Annotated in this window: 24 protein-coding genes; 14 read left to right on the forward strand and 10 right to left on the reverse strand. The window is 57.9% G+C overall.

Going from position 1 to position 21204, the window contains the following annotated elements; all coding sequences use genetic code 11:
* Window positions 1-206 precede the first annotated feature (206 nt).
* From odhB to sucC, 6 genes are all read right to left on the reverse strand, one after another.
* Window positions 207-1397: a 2-oxoglutarate dehydrogenase complex dihydrolipoyllysine-residue succinyltransferase gene (gene odhB / locus AABB31_RS18960; protein ID WP_342076669.1), complete on the reverse strand. Its 1191-nt coding sequence runs from the start codon at window positions 1395-1397 to the stop codon at window positions 207-209.
* On the reverse strand, window positions 1394-4354 hold the full coding sequence (locus AABB31_RS18965; RefSeq protein WP_342076668.1) for a 2-oxoglutarate dehydrogenase E1 component: 2961 nt from the start codon (window positions 4352-4354) through the stop codon (window positions 1394-1396). The genes odhB and AABB31_RS18965 overlap by 4 nt, the downstream gene beginning before the upstream one ends.
* Window positions 4351-4929 (reverse strand): DUF805 domain-containing protein, encoded by a 579-nt coding sequence (locus AABB31_RS18970; RefSeq protein WP_342076667.1) that lies wholly within the window; start codon window positions 4927-4929, stop codon window positions 4351-4353. The genes AABB31_RS18965 and AABB31_RS18970 overlap by 4 nt, the downstream gene beginning before the upstream one ends.
* A 122-nt stretch (window positions 4930-5051) precedes the next feature.
* On the reverse strand, window positions 5052-5933 hold the full coding sequence (gene sucD, locus AABB31_RS18975) for a succinate--CoA ligase subunit alpha (RefSeq protein WP_342076666.1): 882 nt from the start codon (window positions 5931-5933) through the stop codon (window positions 5052-5054).
* A gap of 64 nt (window positions 5934-5997) precedes the next feature.
* Window positions 5998-6417 carry a hypothetical protein gene (locus tag AABB31_RS18980; protein ID WP_342076665.1) on the reverse strand — a complete coding sequence of 140 codons (420 nt, stop codon included), beginning with the start codon at window positions 6415-6417 and terminating at the stop codon, window positions 5998-6000.
* On the reverse strand, window positions 6414-7607 hold the full coding sequence (sucC, locus tag AABB31_RS18985) for an ADP-forming succinate--CoA ligase subunit beta (RefSeq protein WP_373635159.1): 1194 nt from the start codon (window positions 7605-7607) through the stop codon (window positions 6414-6416). The genes AABB31_RS18980 and sucC overlap by 4 nt, the downstream gene beginning before the upstream one ends.
* Window positions 7608-7814: 207 nt before the next feature.
* Between sucC and AABB31_RS18990 the strand changes: the two genes are divergently transcribed.
* Complete coding sequence (locus tag AABB31_RS18990; RefSeq protein ID WP_342076663.1) at window positions 7815-8822, forward strand: glycosyltransferase family 2 protein; 1008 nt, start codon at window positions 7815-7817, stop codon at window positions 8820-8822.
* 79 nt (window positions 8823-8901) lie between these two features.
* Here the strand turns inward: AABB31_RS18990 and mdh are convergent, their stop codons facing one another.
* Window positions 8902-9864, reverse strand: a complete 963-nt coding sequence (gene mdh, locus AABB31_RS18995) for a malate dehydrogenase (RefSeq protein WP_342076662.1) — start codon at window positions 9862-9864, stop codon at window positions 8902-8904.
* A gap of 99 nt (window positions 9865-9963) precedes the next feature.
* Between mdh and AABB31_RS19000 the strand changes: the two genes are divergently transcribed.
* A complete protein-coding gene (locus tag AABB31_RS19000; RefSeq protein ID WP_342076661.1) occupies window positions 9964-10713 on the forward strand; it encodes a sulfite exporter TauE/SafE family protein in 750 nt (249 codons plus the stop codon).
* A 67-nt stretch (window positions 10714-10780) separates the two neighbouring features.
* Here AABB31_RS19000 and AABB31_RS19005 read toward each other — a convergent pair whose 3' ends face one another.
* The gene (locus tag AABB31_RS19005; protein ID WP_342076660.1) at window positions 10781-11095 is read right to left on the reverse strand and encodes a hypothetical protein; all 315 of its coding nucleotides are present in this window, start codon (window positions 11093-11095) and stop codon (window positions 10781-10783) included.
* 201 nt (window positions 11096-11296) lie between these two features.
* Between AABB31_RS19005 and AABB31_RS19010 the strand changes: the two genes are divergently transcribed.
* From AABB31_RS19010 to AABB31_RS19065, 12 genes are all read left to right on the forward strand, one after another.
* A complete protein-coding gene (locus AABB31_RS19010) occupies window positions 11297-12139 on the forward strand; it encodes a CoA ester lyase (protein WP_342076659.1) in 843 nt (280 codons plus the stop codon).
* Window positions 12136-12690, forward strand: coding sequence for an NnrU family protein (locus AABB31_RS19015; RefSeq protein WP_342076658.1), 555 nt, complete (start codon window positions 12136-12138; stop codon window positions 12688-12690). The genes AABB31_RS19010 and AABB31_RS19015 overlap by 4 nt, the downstream gene beginning before the upstream one ends.
* 3 nt (window positions 12691-12693) lie before the next feature.
* Window positions 12694-12897 (forward strand): DUF1737 domain-containing protein, encoded by a 204-nt coding sequence (locus AABB31_RS19020; RefSeq protein WP_342076657.1) that lies wholly within the window; start codon window positions 12694-12696, stop codon window positions 12895-12897.
* The gene (locus AABB31_RS19025) at window positions 12894-13919 is read left to right on the forward strand and encodes a MaoC family dehydratase (protein ID WP_342076656.1); all 1026 of its coding nucleotides are present in this window, start codon (window positions 12894-12896) and stop codon (window positions 13917-13919) included. The genes AABB31_RS19020 and AABB31_RS19025 overlap by 4 nt, the downstream gene beginning before the upstream one ends.
* Window positions 13916-14338: a hypothetical protein gene (locus tag AABB31_RS19030; protein WP_342076655.1), complete on the forward strand. Its 423-nt coding sequence runs from the start codon at window positions 13916-13918 to the stop codon at window positions 14336-14338. Before AABB31_RS19025 ends, AABB31_RS19030 begins: the two co-directional genes overlap by 4 nt.
* A 79-nt stretch (window positions 14339-14417) precedes the next feature.
* Complete coding sequence (locus AABB31_RS19035) at window positions 14418-15083, forward strand: DUF1194 domain-containing protein (protein ID WP_342076654.1); 666 nt, start codon at window positions 14418-14420, stop codon at window positions 15081-15083.
* A gap of 201 nt (window positions 15084-15284) precedes the next feature.
* Window positions 15285-15668, forward strand: coding sequence for a succinate dehydrogenase, cytochrome b556 subunit (gene sdhC, locus AABB31_RS19040; RefSeq protein WP_342076653.1), 384 nt, complete (start codon window positions 15285-15287; stop codon window positions 15666-15668).
* Between the two features lie 12 nt (window positions 15669-15680).
* Window positions 15681-16052 carry a succinate dehydrogenase, hydrophobic membrane anchor protein gene (gene sdhD / locus AABB31_RS19045; protein ID WP_342076652.1) on the forward strand — a complete coding sequence of 124 codons (372 nt, stop codon included), beginning with the start codon at window positions 15681-15683 and terminating at the stop codon, window positions 16050-16052.
* A 21-nt stretch (window positions 16053-16073) separates the two neighbouring features.
* The gene (gene sdhA / locus AABB31_RS19050; protein WP_342076651.1) at window positions 16074-17879 is read left to right on the forward strand and encodes a succinate dehydrogenase flavoprotein subunit; all 1806 of its coding nucleotides are present in this window, start codon (window positions 16074-16076) and stop codon (window positions 17877-17879) included.
* Window positions 17879-18214: a succinate dehydrogenase gene (locus tag AABB31_RS19055; RefSeq protein WP_342076650.1), complete on the forward strand. Its 336-nt coding sequence runs from the start codon at window positions 17879-17881 to the stop codon at window positions 18212-18214. Before sdhA ends, AABB31_RS19055 begins: the two co-directional genes overlap by 1 nt.
* On the forward strand, window positions 18211-18507 hold the full coding sequence (locus AABB31_RS19060) for a hypothetical protein (protein WP_342076649.1): 297 nt from the start codon (window positions 18211-18213) through the stop codon (window positions 18505-18507). The genes AABB31_RS19055 and AABB31_RS19060 overlap by 4 nt, the downstream gene beginning before the upstream one ends.
* A 97-nt stretch (window positions 18508-18604) precedes the next feature.
* Window positions 18605-19384 (forward strand): succinate dehydrogenase iron-sulfur subunit, encoded by a 780-nt coding sequence (locus tag AABB31_RS19065; protein ID WP_342076648.1) that lies wholly within the window; start codon window positions 18605-18607, stop codon window positions 19382-19384.
* A 133-nt stretch (window positions 19385-19517) separates the two neighbouring features.
* On the opposite strand, the gene AABB31_RS19070 is transcribed toward AABB31_RS19065, so the two are convergent.
* Window positions 19518-20501: an aldo/keto reductase gene (locus AABB31_RS19070; protein ID WP_373635160.1), complete on the reverse strand. Its 984-nt coding sequence runs from the start codon at window positions 20499-20501 to the stop codon at window positions 19518-19520.
* On the reverse strand, window positions 20498-21202 hold the full coding sequence (deoD, locus tag AABB31_RS19075) for a purine-nucleoside phosphorylase (protein WP_342076646.1): 705 nt from the start codon (window positions 21200-21202) through the stop codon (window positions 20498-20500). Before deoD ends, AABB31_RS19070 begins: the two co-directional genes overlap by 4 nt.
* Between the last annotated feature and the right edge of the window lie 2 nt (window positions 21203-21204).

The following is a 21204-nucleotide window of genomic DNA, read 5'->3' on the forward strand; positions in this document are numbered from 1 at the left end:
GCACGGTTTGGGTTTGATTTGCGCGGCCATGGCCAAGGGTGATCAGATGGCTATGTGCTAAGGTGGCGGATCAATTCATTGTTTTATGATAGCATTGCGTTTGCGGGCATGTCCCGCCCGGCATCGCCGGGCAGCGCCCGGACCGCCCCCATGGGGAGGGCGCTTCGCACCCACCCCGAGGTCCGGGAACTGCCCTTTTTGTTGTATTAGAGATCCATCAACAACCGCCGTGGATCCTCCAGCGCTTCTTTCACCCGCACAAGGAAGGTCACCGCCCCCTTGCCGTCCACGATCCGGTGGTCGTAGGACAGGGCCAGATACATCATGGGGCGGATGACGACTTCGCCGTTGATCGCCATGGGCCGGTCCTGGATTTTGTGCATGCCAAGGATACCCGATTGCGGCGGGTTCAGGATGGGGGAGGACATCAGCGAGCCGTAGACCCCACCGTTGGAGATCGTGAAGGTCCCACCCTGCATTTCCGCCATACTCAGCTTGCCATCGCGGGCCTTGGCGCCTTTTTCGGCGATGGCTTTTTCGATGGCGGCGAATGACATCTGGTCAGCGTCGTTGATCACGGGGACGACAAGGCCCGTCGGCGTGCCTGCAGCGATGCCCATATTGACGTAGTTTTTGTAGACCACATCGGTGCCGTCAATCTCTGCGTTGACCTCCGGCACTTCGTTCAGGGCATGGATACAGGCCTTGGTGAAGAAAGACATGAAGCCCAGTTTCACGCCATGCTTTTTCAGGAAAAGGTCCTTGTATTCGTTGCGCAGGGCCATGACCTCGGTCATGTCGACCTCGTTATAGGTGGTCAGCATGGCGGCCGTGTTCTGGCTGTCTTTCAGACGCTTGGCGATGGTCTGGCGCAAACGGGTCATCTTGACCCGTTCCTCGCGCGCGGCCTGATCTGCGGCCACCGGTGCGCGCGGTGCAGCAGCGGGGGCAGGGGCGGCGGCCCCGGACAGCGCGTTCAGCACATCCTCTTTCATCACCCGGCCATCCTTGCCGGTGCCTTGCACGTCGGTCAGGTTGTTTTCAGCCATCAGTTTCTTGGCGGATGGGGCGTCTTCGACATCCTTGGCAGCTGCTGCGGGGGCAGGGGCGGCCTCTGCCTTGGGTTCTTCTTTCTTGGCAGCCGGAGCGGGTGCCGCATCACCTTCGGCGATTTGGGCCAGCAGCGCGTCAACGCCAACGGTCTCGCCCTCGGCAGCGACAATTTCGGACAAGGTTCCGGCGACGGGGCTTGGCACCTCGACCGTCACTTTGTCGGTTTCCAGTTCACACAGCATTTCGTCCACCGCCACGGCATCGCCGGGCTGTTTGAACCATGTGGCGACAGTGGCCTCGGTCACGGATTCGCCAAGGGTAGGGACGCGGACTTCGGTGCTCATGACTTGCTTCCTTCGAGTGTCAGCGCATCATTCACGAGCGCTTCTTGTTGTGCTTTGTGTTGGCTGGCCAGACCCGTCGCAGGCGAGGCTGCGGCGGCGCGTCCGGCGTAATGCGGACGGGTGTTCTTGGCTTTGATGCGGGTCAGAACCCATTCGATATTGGGCTCCATGAACGACCAGGCGCCCTGGTTCTTGGGTTCTTCCTGACACCAGACCATGTCTGCGTTCTTGAACCGTTCAAGCTCGTTCACTGCCGATTGGGCGGGGAATGGATAGAACTGTTCGAAGCGCAGGATGTAGATATCCTTGATCCCGCGGTTGTCGCGTTCTTCCAGCAGGTCGTAATAGACCTTGCCGGAACACATCACGACGCGCTTGATTTTGTCATCGGCCACCAGTTTCGTGTCCGAATTGCCCTGTTGTGCGTCGTCCCACAGTACCCGGTGGAAAGAGGACCCGGTTGTGAATTCCTCTTTCTTCGAGACGGCCAGTTTGTGCCGCAACAGCGACTTTGGCGTCATCAGGATCAGTGGTTTGCGGAATGTCCGGTGCAGCTGACGCCGCAAAAGGTGGAAGTAGTTCGCAGGCGTCGTACAGTTGGCCACGATCCAATTGTCCCCGCCGCACATGGTCAGGAACCGTTCCAGACGGGCCGATGAGTGTTCCGGCCCTTGCCCTTCATACCCGTGGGGCAACAGGCAGACGAGGCCGGACATGCGCAACCATTTCGACTCACCTGACGAAATGAACTGGTCGAACATGATCTGCGCGCCATTGGCAAAGTCGCCGAACTGCGCTTCCCACAAGGTCAGCGCGTTGGGTTCGGCCAGTGAGTAGCCATATTCAAAGCCCAGCACCGCATATTCCGACAGCATGGAGTCGATGACTTCATAATGTGCCTGACCATCGCGGATGTGGTTCAGCGGGTAGTAGCGGTCTTCGGTTTCCTGATTGATCAGCCCCGAATGACGGTGGCTGAAGGTGCCGCGCGTACAGTCCTGACCGGACAGACGAACGGGGTAGCCCTCGGTCAGTAGTGACCCGAAGGCGAGCGCTTCGCCCGTTGCCCAGTCAATCCCTTCGCCGGTGTCGAACATCTTGGCTTTCGCATCCAGCAGACGCCCAACAGTCTTGTGCAGCGGAAAGTTATCCGGAGCCTTTGACAAGGCCTCGCCCACGGCGTTGAAGGTTGCCTCTTCGATTGCGGTGACGCCGCGTTGGTAATCCTCTTCCTTGCGGTCAAGATGAGACCACTTGCCGTCCAGCCAATCGGCCTTGTTGGGTTTGTAGGACTTACCTGCCTCGAACTCCTCGTTCAGATGCGCCTGAAACGCGGCTTTCATATCCTCGATCTCGCCTTCGGGGATCAGCCCGTCATTCACGAGCCGCTCGGTGTAGAGGGTCAAGGTTGTCTTTTGCTTCTTGATCTTCTTGTACATCAAAGGGTTGGTGAACATCGGCTCATCCCCTTCGTTATGTCCAAACCGGCGGTAGCAGATGATATCCAGCACCACGTCCTTGTGGAACTTCTGGCGGAATTCCGTAGCGACGCGTGCGGCATGAACGACGGCCTCTGGATCGTCGCCGTTGACGTGGAAAATCGGCGCCTCGACCATCAGCGCGATGTCGGTGGGGTAGGGGCTGGACCGGCTGAAATGCGGGGCCGTGGTGAACCCGATCTGGTTGTTGACCACGATATGCATGGTTCCACCGGTCTTGTGCCCTTTGAGGCCCGACAGACCAAACCCTTCGGCCACCACGCCTTGCCCTGCAAAGGCCGCGTCACCGTGCAGAAGGATGCCCATCACGCGGGTGCGGTCTTCGTCATTCTTCTGGTCCTGCTTGGCGCGAACCTTGCCCAGCACAACGGGGTTCACCGCCTCAAGGTGGCTGGGGTTTGCGGTCAATGACAGGTGCACTTCGTTATCGTCAAACGTGCGGTCGGAGGAGGCGCCGAGGTGGTACTTCACATCGCCTGATCCATCCACGTCTTCGGGTTTGAACGACCCGCCCTGGAATTCGTTAAAGATCGCCCGGTAGGGTTTTTCCATGACGTTGGCCAGTACCGATAGACGGCCGCGATGGGGCATGCCGATGATGATTTCATCCAGCCCCAGCTGCCCGCCGCGCTTGATGATCTGCTCCATCGCAGGGATCAGGCTTTCGCCGCCATCAAGGCCGAACCGTTTGGTGCCCATATATTTGACATGCAGGAATTTTTCGAAGCCTTCAGCCTCGACCAGGCTGTTCAGGATCGCCTTGCGGCCATTCTTGGTGAACGCGATTTCCTTGCCGTAGCCTTCGATCCGTTCTTTCAGCCAGCCGGCCTCTTCGGGGTTGGAAATATGCATGTATTGCAGGGCGAATGTGCCGCAATATGTCCGCTGCACGATGGCGAGAATTTCGTTCATCGTGGCCATTTCCAGGCCGAGGACATTGTCGATAAAGATCGGGCGGTCCATGTCGGCGGCGGTAAAGCCGTAGCTGGCCGGGTCAAGTTCCGGGTGCGGCGTGTTTTCGCGCATGCCCAACGGATCAAGATCAGCGATAAGGTGGCCACGGATGCGGTAAGCGCGGATGATCATCAGCGCGCGGATCGAGTCGAGGACAGCGTGGCGCACTTGATCCTCGGACAGGTTCACGCCTTTTTCGGCGGCCTTATTCTTGATCTTCTTGCTCGCAACCTCAGGCTCTGCGGCCCATTGCCCATCAAGGGCTGCTGTCAGGTCGTCATTGGGAACAGGCGGCCAATCCGTACGGGCCCAAGAGGGGCCGGTTGCCTCTGCCTTGGCGTCTTGAGGGGCGTCGCCCAGCGACCGGAAGAAGGATTGCCACTGTTCGTCCACTGCGCCGGGGTTGTCGGCGTAGCGGGCGTAGAGCTGTTCAATGTATTCCGCGTTGTGGCCTTGCATGAAGGATGAGGCGTGGAAGATGTCGTTAGGAGAATGGTCGTTCATGAGGATGCCTCATTTGGGTTGGGGCCGTATTCCGTGCGGCCTTCTTCGGAGGGGCGAGTGAGAAGAATGAGAAGGATGAGAGGACAAATCAACCAAACAAGCCAAGAGGCGATGCTTAATATAAAGCCGATGGTTATTGCTAATCCTGCCGATAAGTTGAAAATCAAATGAATGGATCCGACGGCTAGTAGTGCGGAGGCAGGACCGATCAGGAGCATTGTAAGACCAAACCAACCCGACGAACCGACATCATGCAAGCGGCGAACCGTTGCAGCGGTGATGAGGCAATAGAACGCTATAATGATAGTGATCGAAATCATATTCCATTTAACGCTGTATAAATGCCATTCAGTTTGGCGCTCCAACTCACGTGTCGTTTCTCCGGTCACCGCGCTCGTCTTTATCACCATAAGTTCCGCAGTTTCCGTGGATAAAATCGTTGCGTGAGGCCAGAGCAAAGCAAATGTCACAACCAACAAAAGCCCACCATACCACCAAAACTCTGACCGCGAAGCACGGCCCTTGAATTGAAATGACTTGGCGAGGCAAGTCTTGATGGCGTCGGCGGGTCCCATCAAAGACATCCTTCGGCCCGGAGGATAGGCCGGGCAGCGTCCGACGCTCTCCAAGGGGCGGCACTTTGCAACCACCCAAGGTCGGGCGCTACCCTCAGGTAGGATGCAGCACCGTTTTTCATTTATCCAATCGCTTCCAGCACAGCTTCACCCAAAGTCGCAGGGCTGTCGGCCACGATGATCCCGGCAGATTTCATCGCCTCGATCTTGCTTTCTGCATCGCCTTTACCTCCCGCGACAATCGCACCGGCGTGGCCCATACGGCGGCCCGGAGGGGCGGTGCGCCCGGCGATGAAACCGGCTGTGGGCTTCCAGCGGCCCTTCTTCTTTTGAGCGGTCAGGAATTCGGCGGCCTCTTCTTCGGCGGATCCGCCGATCTCGCCGATCATGATCATCGAATGGGTTTCATCGTCGTCCAGGAACATGTCGAGCACGTCGATATGCTCTGTCCCTTTGATCGGGTCGCCACCGATGCCCACCGCCGTAGACTGGCCGAGACCGGAGTCCGAGGTCTGCTTGACCGCCTCATAGGTCAGCGTACCGGACCGGGACACAACACCGACGGAGCCACGTTTGTGGATGTGGCCGGGCATGATGCCGATCTTGCAAGCATCAGGTGTGATAATGCCGGGGCAGTTGGGGCCGATCAGGCGGCTGGCGGACCCTTCCAGCGCGCGTTTCACACGCATCATGTCCAGCACCGGGATGCCTTCGGTGATGCAGATGATCAGTTCCATCTCGGCATCAATCGCCTCGAGGATCGAATCCGCCGCGAAGGGTGGAGGGACATAGATGACCGATGCGTTGGCTTCGGTTTTTGCCTTCGCCTCGTGGACCGAGTTGAAGATCGGCAGGTCGAGATGCGTCTGGCCACCTTTGCCGGGGGTGACCCCGCCGACCATTTTGGTGCCATAGGCAATGGCCTGTTCAGAGTGGAACGTGCCTTGCGACCCGGTGAGGCCCTGGCAGATGACTTTGGTGTTTTCGTTTACGAGAATGGCCATTATGCGGTCCTTCGTTCTAAGTCTGGGGCGCAACGCCTGTTGCGCAATTTATTCTGCTTTTGTGTCAACCACTTATGATGGCAAGCTGATAAGTGCCTTCCCCTGCGCTGTTCCCTATGCCGGTTTGGTGGAGAAGTTCACCTCGTGGATAACCCGTGAATACTGATACAATGCCCGCGAGACCGGCCCTTTGAGGTGCCCCGTAGCGTTGCTGCAGCGTCCCGCGAACATCGACGTTTTTCGGCGCACGGGCGCGCATTGAGCAAAGCGTTGTGCCATCAGTACGGCTATCGATTTTGAAAAGAAAAGCGTCATCCGGGTTATCTGCCTTTCCATCCAGGCAAACGGCTTCAAATTCGGCAAGTCCGGCGTCAAGCGGCGTAGACGGCAATGTAAGTACCGTCATCGCCTCGCTTTTGGGTTGGGGGCCACACGCTGCCAGGGCCACGAGAAGCATCGTGGTTGCGTGAATTGAGCGGATCATCCCTTTACCGCCTTCACGATCTTCTGCGCCCCATCCTTCAGGTCATCCGCCGCAATCACGTCCACGTCGGAATTGTTGATGATATCCTTGCCCTGTTGCACGTTTGTGCCTTCCAGGCGAACCACCAGCGGCACTTTCAGGCCGACCTCTTTCACTGCGGCGACTACGCCTTCGGCGATGACGTCGCAGCGCATGATGCCGCCGAAGATGTTGACGAGGATCCCTTTGACCTGCGGGTCAGAAGTGATGATCTTGAACGCCTCTGTCACCTTTTCCTTGGTGGCACCCCCACCCACGTCGAGGAAGTTGGCAGGTTCGGCCCCGTAGAGCTTGATGATGTCCATCGTCGCCATGGCCAGACCCGCGCCGTTGACCATGCAGCCAATCTCACCGTCAAGCGCGATATAGTTCAGGTCGTATTTGGAGGCAGCGAGTTCTTTGGGGTCTTCTTCCGTCTCGTCCCGCAGGGCCGCCACATCGGCATGGCGGTAGACCGCGTTGCCGTCGAAAGCGACTTTCGCATCCAGTACCTTCAGGTCGCCCTTGTCCGTCACGATCAACGGGTTGATCTCGAGCATTTCCATGTCTTTTTCGGTGAAGGCTTTGTAGAGCAGTCCCATCAGTTTGACGCATTGCTTGACCTGATTGCCTTCCAGGCCGAGGGCAAAGGCGACACGGCGGCCGTGATAGGGTTGATAGCCGGTGGCCGGATCAACCGTGAAATTCAGGATTTTCTCGGGGGTGCTGGCGGCAACTTCTTCAATGTCCATGCCGCCTTCGGTCGAGCAGACAAAGCCAATGCGGCTGGTTTGGCGATCAACCAGCAGGGCCAGATACATTTCCGTTTCAATGCCAGAGCCGTCTTCGATGTAAATCCGGTTGACCTGCTTGCCTGCCGGACCGGTCTGATGCGTCACCAATGTGCGCCCCAGCATTTTCTTTGCTTCCTGGGCGGCTTCCTCGACCGACTTGGTCAAGCGCACACCGCCAGCCTCGCCTGCATCGGCCTCTTTGAACTTGCCTTTGCCACGGCCGCCTGCATGAATTTGCGCCTTGACCACCCAAAGCGGCCCGTCCAGTTCACCAGCAGCGGTCTTGGCGTCTTCGGCTTTCAGCACGGCGCGGCCGTCGGATACGGGGGCGCCAAAACTGGCGAGGAGCGCTTTGGCCTGATATTCGTGGATATTCATGAGAGGCATGTCCAATATGGCTTCGGTTCGGACATCTTAGATCACAGGGGTTCACGGGTTTCTAACGCAAATTCGGGAATTTGGCTGATAATCGAACATTTGTGATCACAGTGGAAAAATGTGTGATCACAAAATGCTTCGCGATATGTCGCAGCGGCGCATAAAGCCCGTTTGAAAAGATTCGCGCCGGTGCTAACACCTTCCAATATGGTTGAACCAACAACAACTTGGTCCGTGGTGGCAATGGTCGACGAGCCGCCCGCGCTGCTACAGGCGTTTGTCGCCTGGCATCTGGGCTTGGGTGCGGCGGAAATATTCCTCTACTTCGATAGGCCAGATGATCCGGCGCAGCATATGTTTGCGCATTTGCCGCAGGTCAGGGTGGTCGCCTGTGACGCTGCGCATTGGTCCGCGCTGGGCAAGAGCAGACCAGCCCGCCATCAGGTCCGACAGGTGCAAAACGCGCGGCATGCTTATGCTCTGACCCGCAGCGCCTGGCTGCTTCACGCGGATGCCGATGAATTTGTGTGGGTTGAGGGATCCGTCGCCGATTGTCTGGCCGGGGTGGTGCCAGCGGCGGATTGTTTTGTGCTGCCTGTTGCGGAACGCATTCACAGGCCCGGCGAAAATGCCGGCACGATACTTGATGGCCCGTTCCGGCGCCCCTTTCCCGGGCGTTTTGAACTGGGCCAGAGGTTGTTTGGGCCAACATACGCCCTGACCAATCGGGGGTTGACCGGGCATCTGCTGGGCAAAGCCTTCGTGCGGACAGGGCGGGATTTGCGCCTGTCAATTCATCGCCCACGTCACGGGGAACTGCCAGAGCCGCAGATCGCACGCGCTGACAGAACGCAGCTTGAGTTGCTCCACTTTGATGGTCTGACGCCCGAATACTGGATATATAAACTGATGCGCATGGCCTCGGCACTGGTTCATCGCAATGGCATGCCGCCCTCGCGTCACAGACGTGCGCAGGCCGACGCACTGCTGGCCAATCCTGACGGCGCATTGGGCCTTTATGATCAATTGAAGGTGATTGATGACGACACCCGTGCCATTCTGCTGGCGCAAGACTTGTTTGCGGCGCCTTCATTTGACCCACAGGGCGCGCTCGCACAGTTCTTTCCGGGAATGTCTGTTGATCTGTCACCGGGGGCCATTGACGCATGGTTGCGGGACCACAAGAGCGACATTCGGGCGTTCCTGCGGGGTTAGGGCAGTCCAACGTCGGCTGCAGCCAAACACGAAAAAAGGGCGCCGATGGGCGCCCTTTTTAGTGCAATGATCGGGGAATCTAGTTCAGGCTGTCGTCAATACCTTTGCAGGCCTCAACGAGGCCTTTGACCGCATCGACGGATTTGTCGAACATCGCCTGTTCGTCCTTGTTCATCTTGATCTCGACGACACGCTCGATCCCGTTGGCGCCGATGATCGTTGGCACACCTACATAGAACCCGTCCAGACCGTAGGCGCCGTCAACATGTGCCGCACAGGGCAGAAGGCGCTTTTGATCTTTCAGATAGGCCTCGGCCATTTCGATGCCGGACGTCGCGGGCGCATAGAATGCCGAACCGGTTTTCAGCAGGCCGACAATTTCAGCGCCGCCATCACGTGTCCGCTGCACAATGGCGTCCAGCTTGTCTTGGGTTGTCCAACCCATCTCGACCAGATCGGGGAGCGGGATACCGGCCACGGTGGAATAGCGGGTCAGCGGCACCATTGTGTCGCCATGACCGCCCAGCACAAAGGCCGTGACGTCACGCATGGACACATCAAATTCTTCGGCCAGGAAGTGACGGAAGCGGGCGCTGTCCAGCACCCCGGCCATACCGCAAACCATGTTATGTGGCAGGCCCGAGAATTCGCGAAGTGCCCAGACCATCGCATCAAGCGGGTTGGTGATACAGATCACAAATGCGTTGGGGGCATGGGCCGCGATACCCTCACCCACGGATTTCATGACTTTCAGGTTGATGCCCAGCAGATCATCCCGGCTCATCCCCGGCTTGCGTGGCACACCGGCCGTGACGATGCAGACATCCGCGCCTGCGATATCGGCATAATCGTTGGTTCCCTTGAAGCTGCCGTCGAATTTGGCCGCCGGGCCAGACTCGGCGATGTCGAGCGCCTTGCCCTGGGGAATCCCATCGGAGATGTCAAACAACACCACGTCACCGAGCTCTTTGACCGCGGCGAGATGTGCAAGTGTGCCGCCGATCTGTCCGGCACCGATAAGGGCGATTTTTGGTCTGGCCATGAGAATGGATCCTGTCCTGTTGGTTTGGCGCAGTGCCTAGTCTTTTGGTGGCACAGGTGCAAGGGTAGCGCCGTTCAAGACGGATCAAAAGGGTGTGGCGTGGACGATTTGACGTTCTGGATGGCAGCTGTGCTGGCATCTGTCTGTGTAGGGCTGGCCAAAGGTGGGCTGTCTTTGGTGGGCGCTTTGGCGGTACCGATTCTCGCGCTGACGATCTCGCCGGTGACTGCAGCGGCAATGCTGTTGCCGGTCTTTGTGGTCTCTGACGTCATCGGATTGATCGCCTATCGCAGGCAAGTCGATCCGGTGGTGTTGAAGATCATGATGGTTGCGATGCCGCTGGGTGTCTTGGTGGGTTATCTGACTGTCGATATCGTGTCCGACGCGGTTGTGACGACAATCATCGGCGCGATCGGCGCCGTCTTTTCGCTGTCGCTGATCATGCGACGCAAGGCTGATGTGCCGCCAAAGTCACCCGCATGGCCTGCGGGGCTTTTCTGGGGTGGCATCACGGGGTTCACCAGTTTTGTCAGCCATACCGGTGCCGTGCCATATCAGGTCTTCACCTTGCCATTGCGCATGCCCAAGATGATATTTGCGGGAACCGTGACCGTGGCTTTTGCCTATATCAACCTGATCAAGTTGATACCGTATTTCCTGCTTGGGCAGCTATCCTTGGGCAATCTGAAAATCGCGGTGATCCTGCTTGCCCCTGCGGCGATTGGTGTCGCTGCTGGTCTGAAACTGGTGAAAATCCTGCCCGAGCGGCTGTTCTTTCGCTTTATCACCGGCGCGTTGCTGGTTTTGTCCTGCAAACTGCTTTGGGATGGGCTGACGTCGCTGATATAAAGAAGCGGCCCCGTGATGAGGCCGCATGTCATAATAATGGCCGCAGGCTGACGGTTGCGGCATCGGATCAGGTGGCACCGTCGGCGTTTGGCAATGCCTCAGCCACCATCTGGAAGTTCTGACCGGCTGCAACGAGACAGGTTGGCCCGCCCGGTCTGGTGACAACGATGGTCCAGCTGCCGGTTTCCGAGGATGCAAAAACCTCGACCACTGAATTGTCGCTGCCAAGTCCGATGGATTGACGGCTTTCGCCATATCGGTCGGCAAGTCGTTCAACCACTGCGGCATGTGCCGCGCAGTTATGTGTTTGAGCATTTGCATGATTTGCCGCCAGCATCATTGCACCGATGCCGAAAGACATGAGAAAAAGATTGCGCTTCATTATGTCGCCTTTCTGCGAATGGGGGGACCGCGGCTGGTCGTTTGTCGCAGTCGGCAAGTGATCCAAAGTCTGGGATCAGGGTGCCTCAAATTGGTTAATACACCGTGACGGTCGGTAAATTCTGCGTTGCGGCATATTTGGTATTGAATGATTTGGCGATTTCGGGCCAGTTTTGCGCAATAATATTACAAGGAAGAATCGATGCACGATCGCCCCTACCGCTCTGCGCTGTATATTCCCGGCTCGAAAGAGCGTGCGTTGGACAAGGCCCGGGGGCTACCTGTGGACGTTATCCTGTTCGATTTGGAAGACGCCGTGGCCCCGGATGCCAAGGCCCGCGCCCGCGCCACACTGACAGATGCGCTGGCGGCTGGCGGTTATGGCGCCCGTTTGCGGATTGTCCGCATCAACGGGTTGGATACGGCCTGGGGCGCCGCCGATGCGGCCGCTCTGCGTGACATGGCATGCGACGCCGTCCTGCTACCCAAAGTCAACACGCCTGCCGATGTGGATGCTCTGGCCGCGCTCATTCCCGATCTGCCGATCTGGGCCATGATGGAGACACCGGAAGGTATCTTGAACGCCGCGGCAATCGCGCGCCACCCGCGCATCGCCGGGTTTGTGCTGGGCACCAATGATCTGGCCAAGGATCTGAATTCACGTGGACGGGCCGCTTTGGCCACCGCGTTGCAGATGTGTCTTCTGGCGGCAAAGGCGGCCGGGATCGTGGCGCTTGACGGCGTTTACAACGCGTTCAAGGACGAAGACGGGCTGCGCGCCGAATGCGCGGAAGGCCGTGATATGGGGTTTGATGGCAAAACGTTGATCCACCCCGCACAGGTTGCGATTGCGAATGCCGCCTTCGGGCCGACGGAAGACGAGGTCGCGTTGGCCCGACGGCAGATCGAAGCCTTTGAGGCAGCCGAGGCTGACGGGCAGGGGGTTGCCGTCGTCGATGGGCGCATTGTCGAGAGCTTGCATATTGTGACCGCGCGCGCGACTTTGGCCAAAGCCGAAGCCATCGCCGCATTGGAGACAGCATGACCTTATTGATTGCCGGGCTTGCCCTTTGGTGGGCGGCGCATCTGTTCAAGCGGCTGGCCCCTGGGCCACGTGCAGCGATGGGCGCGGCGGGGCAGGGCATTATGGCTGTGTTGATCATTGCGAGCGTCGTTCTGATGGTGCTGGGCTACCGGGCATGGGACGGCACGTTCTATTGGGGGCGCGACCCGATGCGGGTCGGGATCAATAATCTGCTGATGGTCCTTGCCTTCTACTGTTATGCCGCAAGCGGTGCGAAAGGGGCCAAGATCTGGCTGGGCACCAAGCTGCGTCACCCGCAACTGACGGGCTTTTCGATTTGGGCTATTGCGCATTTGCTAGTCAATGGGGACACGCCGTCATTTGTTTTATTCGGTGGTCTGCTGGCGTGGGCCGTTGTTGAGGTGCGGGTGATTAACGCGCAAGAGGGGCCGTGGGTCCGCCCTGACCGTGCGCCTGCCAAGAAAGAAGTCACAGCAATTGTGATTACCCTTGTCATTGTTGCGCTTGTCATGGCCGTTCATCACGCTTTCGGCGTCACACCCTGGGGATAAACCATGAAAATATATCGCTTTTTGACCGAGGATGATACCTCTGCATTTTGCCACAAGGTATCGGAGGCCCTGTCAAAGGGTTGGGAGCTTTACGGCGATCCGCAATATGCATTTGATCAGGCAAACGGCGTGATGCGGGCCGGGCAGGCGGTCACTAAAGACGTCAGCGAACCCTATCACAAAGACATGAAGCTGGGTGCGCAATGACCAAAACCAATGCGGGCCGGTTTTTCGAAGATTATAGCGTTGGCGATGTGATCACACATGCGGTGCCGCGCACGATTTCGGGTGGCGAGCGGGCGATGTACCATGCGCTCTATCCCGCGCGTGGCGCTCTATATTCATCTGATGCGTTTGCGCAGCGATGCGGCTTGCCCGCTTCACCGGTCGATGATCTTATCACGTTTCATACGGTATTCGGCAAGACGGTGCCGGATGTCTCACTGAATGCGGTGGCCAATCTGGGCTACGCAGAAGGGCGCTGGCTGGCGGCTGTCTATCCGGGCGATACCCTGACCGCACGGTCAGAGGTGATCGGGGTCAAGCAGAACTCGAACGGGAAATCCGGTGTCGTCTGGGTCCGCACGACCGGGCGCAATCAGCACGGTGTTGACGTGTTAAGCTATGTGCGTTGGGTGATGGTCCGCAAACCAGGTGATGGGCCGGCCCCGGAAACTGTTATCCCCGAATTGGCGCGCGCCGTTGCGGCCAGCGACCTGATTGTGCCTGACGGGCTGTCCTTTGCGGATTACGACGCCACTTTGGCCGGCGAGCCGCATCGGCTGGGTGACTACAAACTTGGCGAGGTAATCGACCATGTCGATGGGGTCACTATCGAAGAAGCCGAACATATGCTGGCCACCCGTCTGTGGCAGAATACGGCAAAGGTTCATTTTGACGCCACCCACAGGCCAGACGGAAAACGCCTGATCTATGGGGGACACGTTATTTCCATGGCCCGTGCGCTGTCTTTCAACGGGCTTGCGAATGCGCAAATGATTGTTGCGTTGAATGGCGGGGCGCATGCCAACCCATGCTTTGCCGGTGATACGATACGGGCCTGGTCAGAGGTGCTGGATATTGCCGAGACACCGGCACCCGGCGTTGGTGCCATAAGGTTGCGGTTGGTGGCGACCAAAGGCGCCTTAACGGCGTTGCGCGATGATGACGGAAAATATGCGCCTGACGTCTTGCTTGACCTCGATTATTGGGCCTTGATGCCGGTATGAAGCATATCGCCCTCGCTATCGCCTTGACGGCACCCGGACTTGCGTTTGCGCAGTCCTGCCCGCCATCAACAAGCGCGGACCTGCCGGTTTTCGAGGCCGCAAAAGCCGCCTTTCTGAAAACGGATTACAAGGCATTCGCCAATCTGGTTGATGACTATATTCCCACGATAGACGACCAGTTCGAGGCGCTTTTTGGCCCACTCGATGCGCTTGGTCCACGTGGGTTTGATCGGTGCCGGACTGTGTTGCAACGGCGCGAAACACCCGGTTTTGCCCAGGAACTCATTCTGTTCTTTCCAAAAGGAAGCACTGTTCCCCTGGCGTTGCACCTTGTTGGGGTCGAGGCCGATGGTGAAGTCCGCATGCTGGAATTTACCTATAACACCGCCATCAGCGAGGTGCTTGAGGGGCTGCATTAGACGGGCTTTGACGACCGATGCCGACCCGGATGACATCTATGTCGCTTGTCCCTTGGGAGGCTGCGTGTAGTCTGCCCAGATGCGTGGCGTTCTTCTGACAGGTATCATCTGCCTTTCTACCCCGGCAGCGGGATGTGATGTCGCGCTGATGTTGGCTGTGGATGTGTCGGGATCTGTTGATGGTGCAGAATATCGCATTCAGATGGACGGGCTTGCGCAGGCCCTTGTTGACCCTACGGTCACGGCAGCACTTGTTGCCGGAAACGCACGCCTGGCCTTGATGCAGTGGACAGGATCGGGGCGCCAATCGGTGGTGATCCATTGGGTCGAGATCGCCAACGACAACGACGTCGTGGGTTTTGCGACGCAGGTTCAGCAACAGCCCCGGCTGTGGCGGAATTTTTCAACGGCAATTGGTGAGGCGATGGCGCTTTCGGTTGCCTATTTCGCGCTTGTTCCTGAATGCAAACGGTTCGTCCTGGATATTTCCGGTGACGGGGAAAACAACGAGGGCCGCGTCCCGCGTGATGTGTGGGATGATCTCGCGACTGCAGATGTCACCGTAAACGCGCTGGTTATCGAAGAGAGCGTGCCGGGACTGACCGCCTATTTTGAAAGTGACGTCATCACAGGGGTGGATGCATTTGCGGTGACTGCCAATACGTTCAAAGAGTATCCCGAACAGATCACGCGAAAGCTGTATCGCGAGTTGACCAAGGCTGTCGCACATCTTGAGGGGCAATAGATACACAAGCAGATCGGAATGAGCATCATTTGTGATCACGCCATTTTATTCTGTGATCACAACTGAGAAAAAGTTGATCCGCCGCGACGATTTTTCACGCGTTAGTCACTTTCGCCTGCGTGACTCTCTGGAATGAATAGTGCAGAAAGACGCAAAGGCGCTGCTCTCGCCGGGTAGCAAAAGCCACTGAAGGGAACTGACATGGCCGACGTGAACAGGGGTAACAGACCCCTCTCTCCGCATCTGACAATCTATCGCCCGCAACTTACCTCGATGACTTCCATCTTTGTCCGCATCACCGGCAACGCGCTTGTGCTTGCGGCATTGCTGATCGTGTGGTGGTTCGTGGCAGCGGCATCCGGGCCAGAGGCGTTTGCGCGCGCGAACGGGTTTCTGACCAGCTGGTTTGGCGATCTGGTGCTGTTCGGATCGGTGCTGGCGCTTTGGTATCACAGCCTTGGCGGTATTCGGCATCTGATCTGGGATAGTGGTCGGATGCTTGATGTCGAGAAATCAGAGATGGCCGGACAGATGATGATCGTCGCGTCTGTGTTGCTGACGATCTTTACCGTCATCGTACTTTAGAGGACCACAGCAATGGCATTTTTGACAGACCGCAAACGCGCTGTAGGCCTTGGTTCGGCCAAATCGGGGACGGACCATCATTGGAAAATGATGATCTCCTCTGCCGCGCTGATCATCCTGATCCCGCTTTTCGTGTTCACTTTCGGTATGATCCTGGGGTCGCCATATGAAGAGGTTGTGGCCTATTACCAACGTCCATTCCCGGCCGTTGTGGCCATTCTGACAATGCTGGTTGGCTGGTTTCATTTCCGCAAAGGCGTGCAAACCCTGATCGAGGATTATGTGCATGGCCTGGCACGGAAAATCGCCATTATCGCGATGATCTGCCTGTCTTATTCCGCTGCGGCCTTTGCGGTTTTCGCAATCGTTCGCATCGCCCTTTAATACCCTCGGAGCATCCTGAAAATGGCAGCATACGACTACGAAACCCACACCTATGATGCAATTGTTGTCGGGGCTGGCGGCGCCGGTTTGCGTGCAACCCTGGGCCTGGCAGAGCAAGGCTTGCGCACGGCCTGTATCACCAAGGTGTTCCCGACCCGGTCGCACACGGTCGCGGCGCAGGGCGGGATTGCGGCCTCATTGTCCAATATGGGTCCCGACCACTGGCAATGGCACATGTATGACACCGTAAAGGGGTCTGACTGGCTGGGTGATACCGACGCGATGGAGTACCTCGCGCGCGAGGCGCCCAAGGCTGTGTACGAGTTGGAACATTACGGCGTGCCGTTTTCGCGGACGGAAGAGGGCAAGATCTATCAGCGTCCCTTTGGCGGCCACACAACAGAATTCGGCGAAGGCCCCCCGGTGCAGCGTACCTGCGCCGCTGCCGACCGGACCGGTCACGCGATCCTGCACACGCTTTATGGTCAGTCGCTCAAGCAGCAGGCGGAGTTCTATATCGAATATTTCGCGCTTGATCTGATCATGTCGGATGATGGCATCTGCCAGGGTGTGATCGCCTGGAAACTTGATGACGGCACGATGCATGTCTTTAACGCCAAGACGGTTGTGCTGGCCACAGGTGGTTACGGACGCGCCTATTTCTCGGCAACGTCTGCGCATACATGTACCGGCGATGGCGGCGGCATGGTCGCGCGTCAGGGGCTGCCTTTGCAGGATATGGAATTCGTGCAATTTCACCCGACCGGTATCTATGGCGCTGGCTGTCTGATCACAGAAGGTGCGCGCGGCGAAGGCGGTTACCTGACAAATTCCGAGGGCGAGCGTTTCATGGAACGTTATGCACCCAACTACAAGGATTTGGCCCCACGCGATTATGTGAGCCGCTGCATGACAATGGAAATCCGCGAAGGGCGCGGCGTTGGGGCTGGCGGTGATCACATTCACCTGAACCTGAACCACCTGCCTGCCGCGGCACTTGCCGAACGTTTGCCCGGCATCTCTGAATCCGCGCGTATCTTTGCGGGCGTGGACGTCACGAAAGAGGCGATCCCGGTTCTGCCGACCGTTCACTATAACATGGGCGGCATTCCAACGAACTATCATGGTGAGGTTCTGAGTCCGACCAAGGACGATCCGAACGCCGTTGTGCCGGGTCTGATGGCCGTGGGCGAGGCGGGCTGTGCATCTGTACATGGGGCCAATCGTCTGGGGTCAAATTCCCTGATTGATCTTGTTGTGTTTGGACGGGCGGCGGCGATCCGCGCTGGCGAAGTTGTCGACCGCAACGCACCCAACCCGACATTGAACCAGGCATCGGTTGATGCATGCTTTGACCGGTTTGACGGGCTACGGCACGCAAAAGGCACCGTCGGGACCGCCGAGCTGCGGTTGGAGATGCAAAAGGCGATGCAGGCGGATGCGGCGGTGTTCCGGACGGACAAGACGCTGGGAGAAGGGGTCGAAAAGATGACCGCGATCGCAGGCAAGATGGATGATCTGTCTGTGACTGATCGCAGCCTTGTCTGGAACAGCGACTTGATGGAGACGCTTGAGCTGACAAACCTGATGCCCAATGCGCTGGCCACAATTGTCGGGGCAGAGGCGCGAAAGGAAAGCCGTGGCGCGCATGCGCATGAGGACTACGCGACCCGCGACGATGAAAACTGGCGTGTTCACACGATCAGCCACATTGACGGCGCCAAGGTTGATCTAAGCTACCGCCCTGTCATCACCGAGGCCCTGACCACCGAGGCCGAGGGTGGGATTTCTGATGCAAAGATCGCCCCCAAAGAGAGGACGTTCTGATGCGCATCTGGCTTGCCGCCGTTGCTCTTCTTGCCGTTGCCGCTTGCGCGGAGGTTTCGCAGCAAGGTGACAGATTGGCCCGCGACAGCGCCAAGGCGGTGACAAATGATGTGCTGGCTGCTCAGTTCCCCGGGCAGGATGTCACACCGGTGACGGATTGCGTGATTGACAATGCCACCGGCCCCGAAGTGATCGAAATTGCGCGTGCCGCCGTTATTGGCACAACCGCTGATACCACGCGGCTGGTCCTGGGCATCGCGCAGCGGCGCGAAACCGTTGCATGCATTGCTGAAAAGACGCTGACAGTCGGGAACTTGCTGGGGGCGCTGCAATGATGTGGCGCGGTGGTGCCTTTGTGGTAGCGGTGTCGCTTGTCGTTGCTGGCTGTACGCCGCCCACCCCGGAACAGGCGGCCGATCGGTGCGAAGACCGCGCCCGTGCCGCCCAGGCCCCCGAAGTTGGTGTGACCCTTGGCGCGAACAGCCAGTCCGGCCCTTTCGCCAGCGGCAATATCAGCATCAGCCTTGACCAGATCAGGGGCCGGGACCCGCTTGAAGTTTATGAAAGCTGTGTGTTCCGCCTGACCGGTGAGCCGCCCGTGCGTCCGCCACGCTTGCGTGCCCTATGAGGCGTCTTGCAGGACAATTTGCCCTCTGTTCCGGTTCAGCCCGGGCCTTATAGTTTGAACGAAATGGCGCAGACCCAGCCGCCAGGAGAGATGATACATGGTACAACTGACACTCCCCAAGAATTCCCGCATGACCGTCGGGAAAACGTGGCCAAAGCCCGAAGGTGCCACCAATCTGCGTAAGGTTCAGATCTATCGCTGGAACCCCGATGACGGACAGAACCCGCAGCTTGATACCTATTTCGTTGATATGGATACCTGTGGTCCGATGGTTCTGGACGTGTTGATCAAGATCAAGAACGAACTTGATCCAACGCTGACATTCCGCCGGTCCTGTCGCGAGGGTATCTGCGGGTCCTGTGCGATGAATATCGACGGGATCAACACGCTGGCCTGTATTTATGGCGTTGATGAGATCAAGGGTGATATCAAGATTTACCCCCTGCCGCATATGCCGGTGATCAAGGATCTTATCCCAGACCTGACCCATTTCTATGCGCAGCATGCCTCGATCATGCCGTGGCTTGAGACCAAGACAAACCGGCCCGCAAAGGAATGGAAACAGTCGATTGAGGACCGCAAGAAGCTTGATGGTCTTTATGAATGTGTGATGTGCGCGTCCTGTTCGACCTCTTGCCCGTCATATTGGTGGAACGGTGACAGATATCTGGGGCCAGCGGCGCTGTTGCATGCCTATCGGTGGATCATCGACAGCCGTGATGAGGCAACTGGCGAACGGTTGGACGAACTGGAAGATCCTTTCAAGTTGTATCGCTGTCACACGATCATGAACTGCGCCAAGACCTGCCCCAAGGGCCTGAACCCCGCCAAGGCGATTGCGCATATCAAAAAGATGATGGTCGAACGGGTCGTCTAAAGCGTTGTGCGAAAAATCTGAATCACCTAACGCTGCCTGAAATCAAAGATTTCAACGCGTTACGGGATGCACGAAGTCTCGGATATTTCGTTAAACGCTATAGACCTGCGATGCACGGACGAGGGGCTTGACCCTAGCAGTACTGTTCCGGGGCACGTGACTGGGCGGCACTGTATCTGTCCCCCCATGCCCAGCCCACGGGAAGTACCGCGTCAATTTTTGCCTGCAGGTCAGGTGTCAATATAATGTCGTCTGCCATTGCCCAGTCTTTGATATGGGCAGCAGACCGGCTGCCGGGGATCGGAATGATGTGATCCCCTTGCGCCAGCACCCATGCAAGCGCCAAGGCTGGAACACTGGCCCCATATTCATCCGCAATCATGTGAAACGCCATGGCCCGATTTTTGTTTTGAACCCAGTTTTCGCCCTGAAACCGGGGCATTTCTGTGCGGAACGGCCCGAAATCCGGGTGATCGGGATCTATGACATTGCGGCCAAACACCCCGCGCGCCAATGGCGAAAACGCAACGAAGCTGACGCCAAGCCGCGCACATTCATCCAGCAAACCCAACTCGGGTAAGCGGGTCCAAAGCGAATATTCGTTCTGCACCGCGCGCACCGGCGTTTCTGCATGGGCCTGTCGCAGTGTCGTCGGGGATATCTCGGACATGCCCCAGCCACCGATTTTGCCCTTGTCGATCATCCTGCCCATGAAACCGGCAACATCGGCAATCGGGATCGCCTGTTCCCGCCTGTGAATGTAGAAGACATCCACCCTTTCAACACCAAGCCGATTTAGCGAGCCATCCAACTCGGCCTCCAGATAGGTCGGATCGTTGTTGACGGGATGATCCGGATCGCGCTGGATGCCAGCCTTGGTCGCGATGCTTGGCCTGGCACCGCGGGCGTCGATCCATTGCCCAACGACCTGCTCTGAAATATGCGGGCCATAGACATTTGCAGTGTCGAAATGTGTGATCCCTGCCGCCCATGCGGCATCCATCGCGGCAAAGCTGGTGGACGGGTCGGTATCGCCCGACATGCCACCGAAAGACATGCACCCCAGACCAATTGCGCCGACATCGGGTCCGCAAGCACCAAGCGTACGCATCTTCATGCGAAGGCCGCCGACAACGCAATTTCGACCATATCACCGAAAGAACGTTCTCTGTCTTTAGACGGCAGCGCTTCGTGGGTAATAAGGTGGTCGCTGACCGTCAGCACCGCCAGCGCCCGGCGCCCATGACGGGCCGCAAGATTGTAGAGTTCGGCGGCTTCCATCTCGACCCCCAGGATGCCGTGACGGATCATCTGGTCGTTTAAGTCGGGGCGTTCGTCATAAAACACATCCGAGGAATAAATGCCCCCCACATGTGTTGCGACGTTCTTTTGCTGGGCCGCTGCATACGCTGCAGATAAAAGGCCGTAATCGGCGCAAGGCGCGAAATTCAGATCCTTGAAGATACCACGTGAAGGGGTCGATATGGTCGATGCTGTCATTGCGAGAATGATGTCGCGCATGCCCACATGCTTTTGCATACCGCCGCAAGATCCGATGCGGATCAGGGTCTGTGCGTCGTAGTCTGCGATCAGTTCATTTGCATAGATCGACAGCGATGGCATTCCCATGCCTGATCCCTGGATCGTGACGTCATGCCCATTCCATGTGCCGGTAAAGCCCAGCATGCCGCGGACTTCGTTCACGCATTTTGCATTTTGCAAAAATGTTTCGGCTGCCCATTTGGCCCGATACGGGTCGCCCGGCATCAATACGGTTGGGGCGATATCCTCTTTCGGGGCACCAATGTGGATGGTCATGT

It is taken from the genome of Yoonia sp. SS1-5 (genome assembly GCF_038443705.2).
Taxonomy (GTDB): Bacteria; Pseudomonadota; Alphaproteobacteria; order Rhodobacterales; family Rhodobacteraceae; genus Yoonia; species Yoonia rhodophyticola.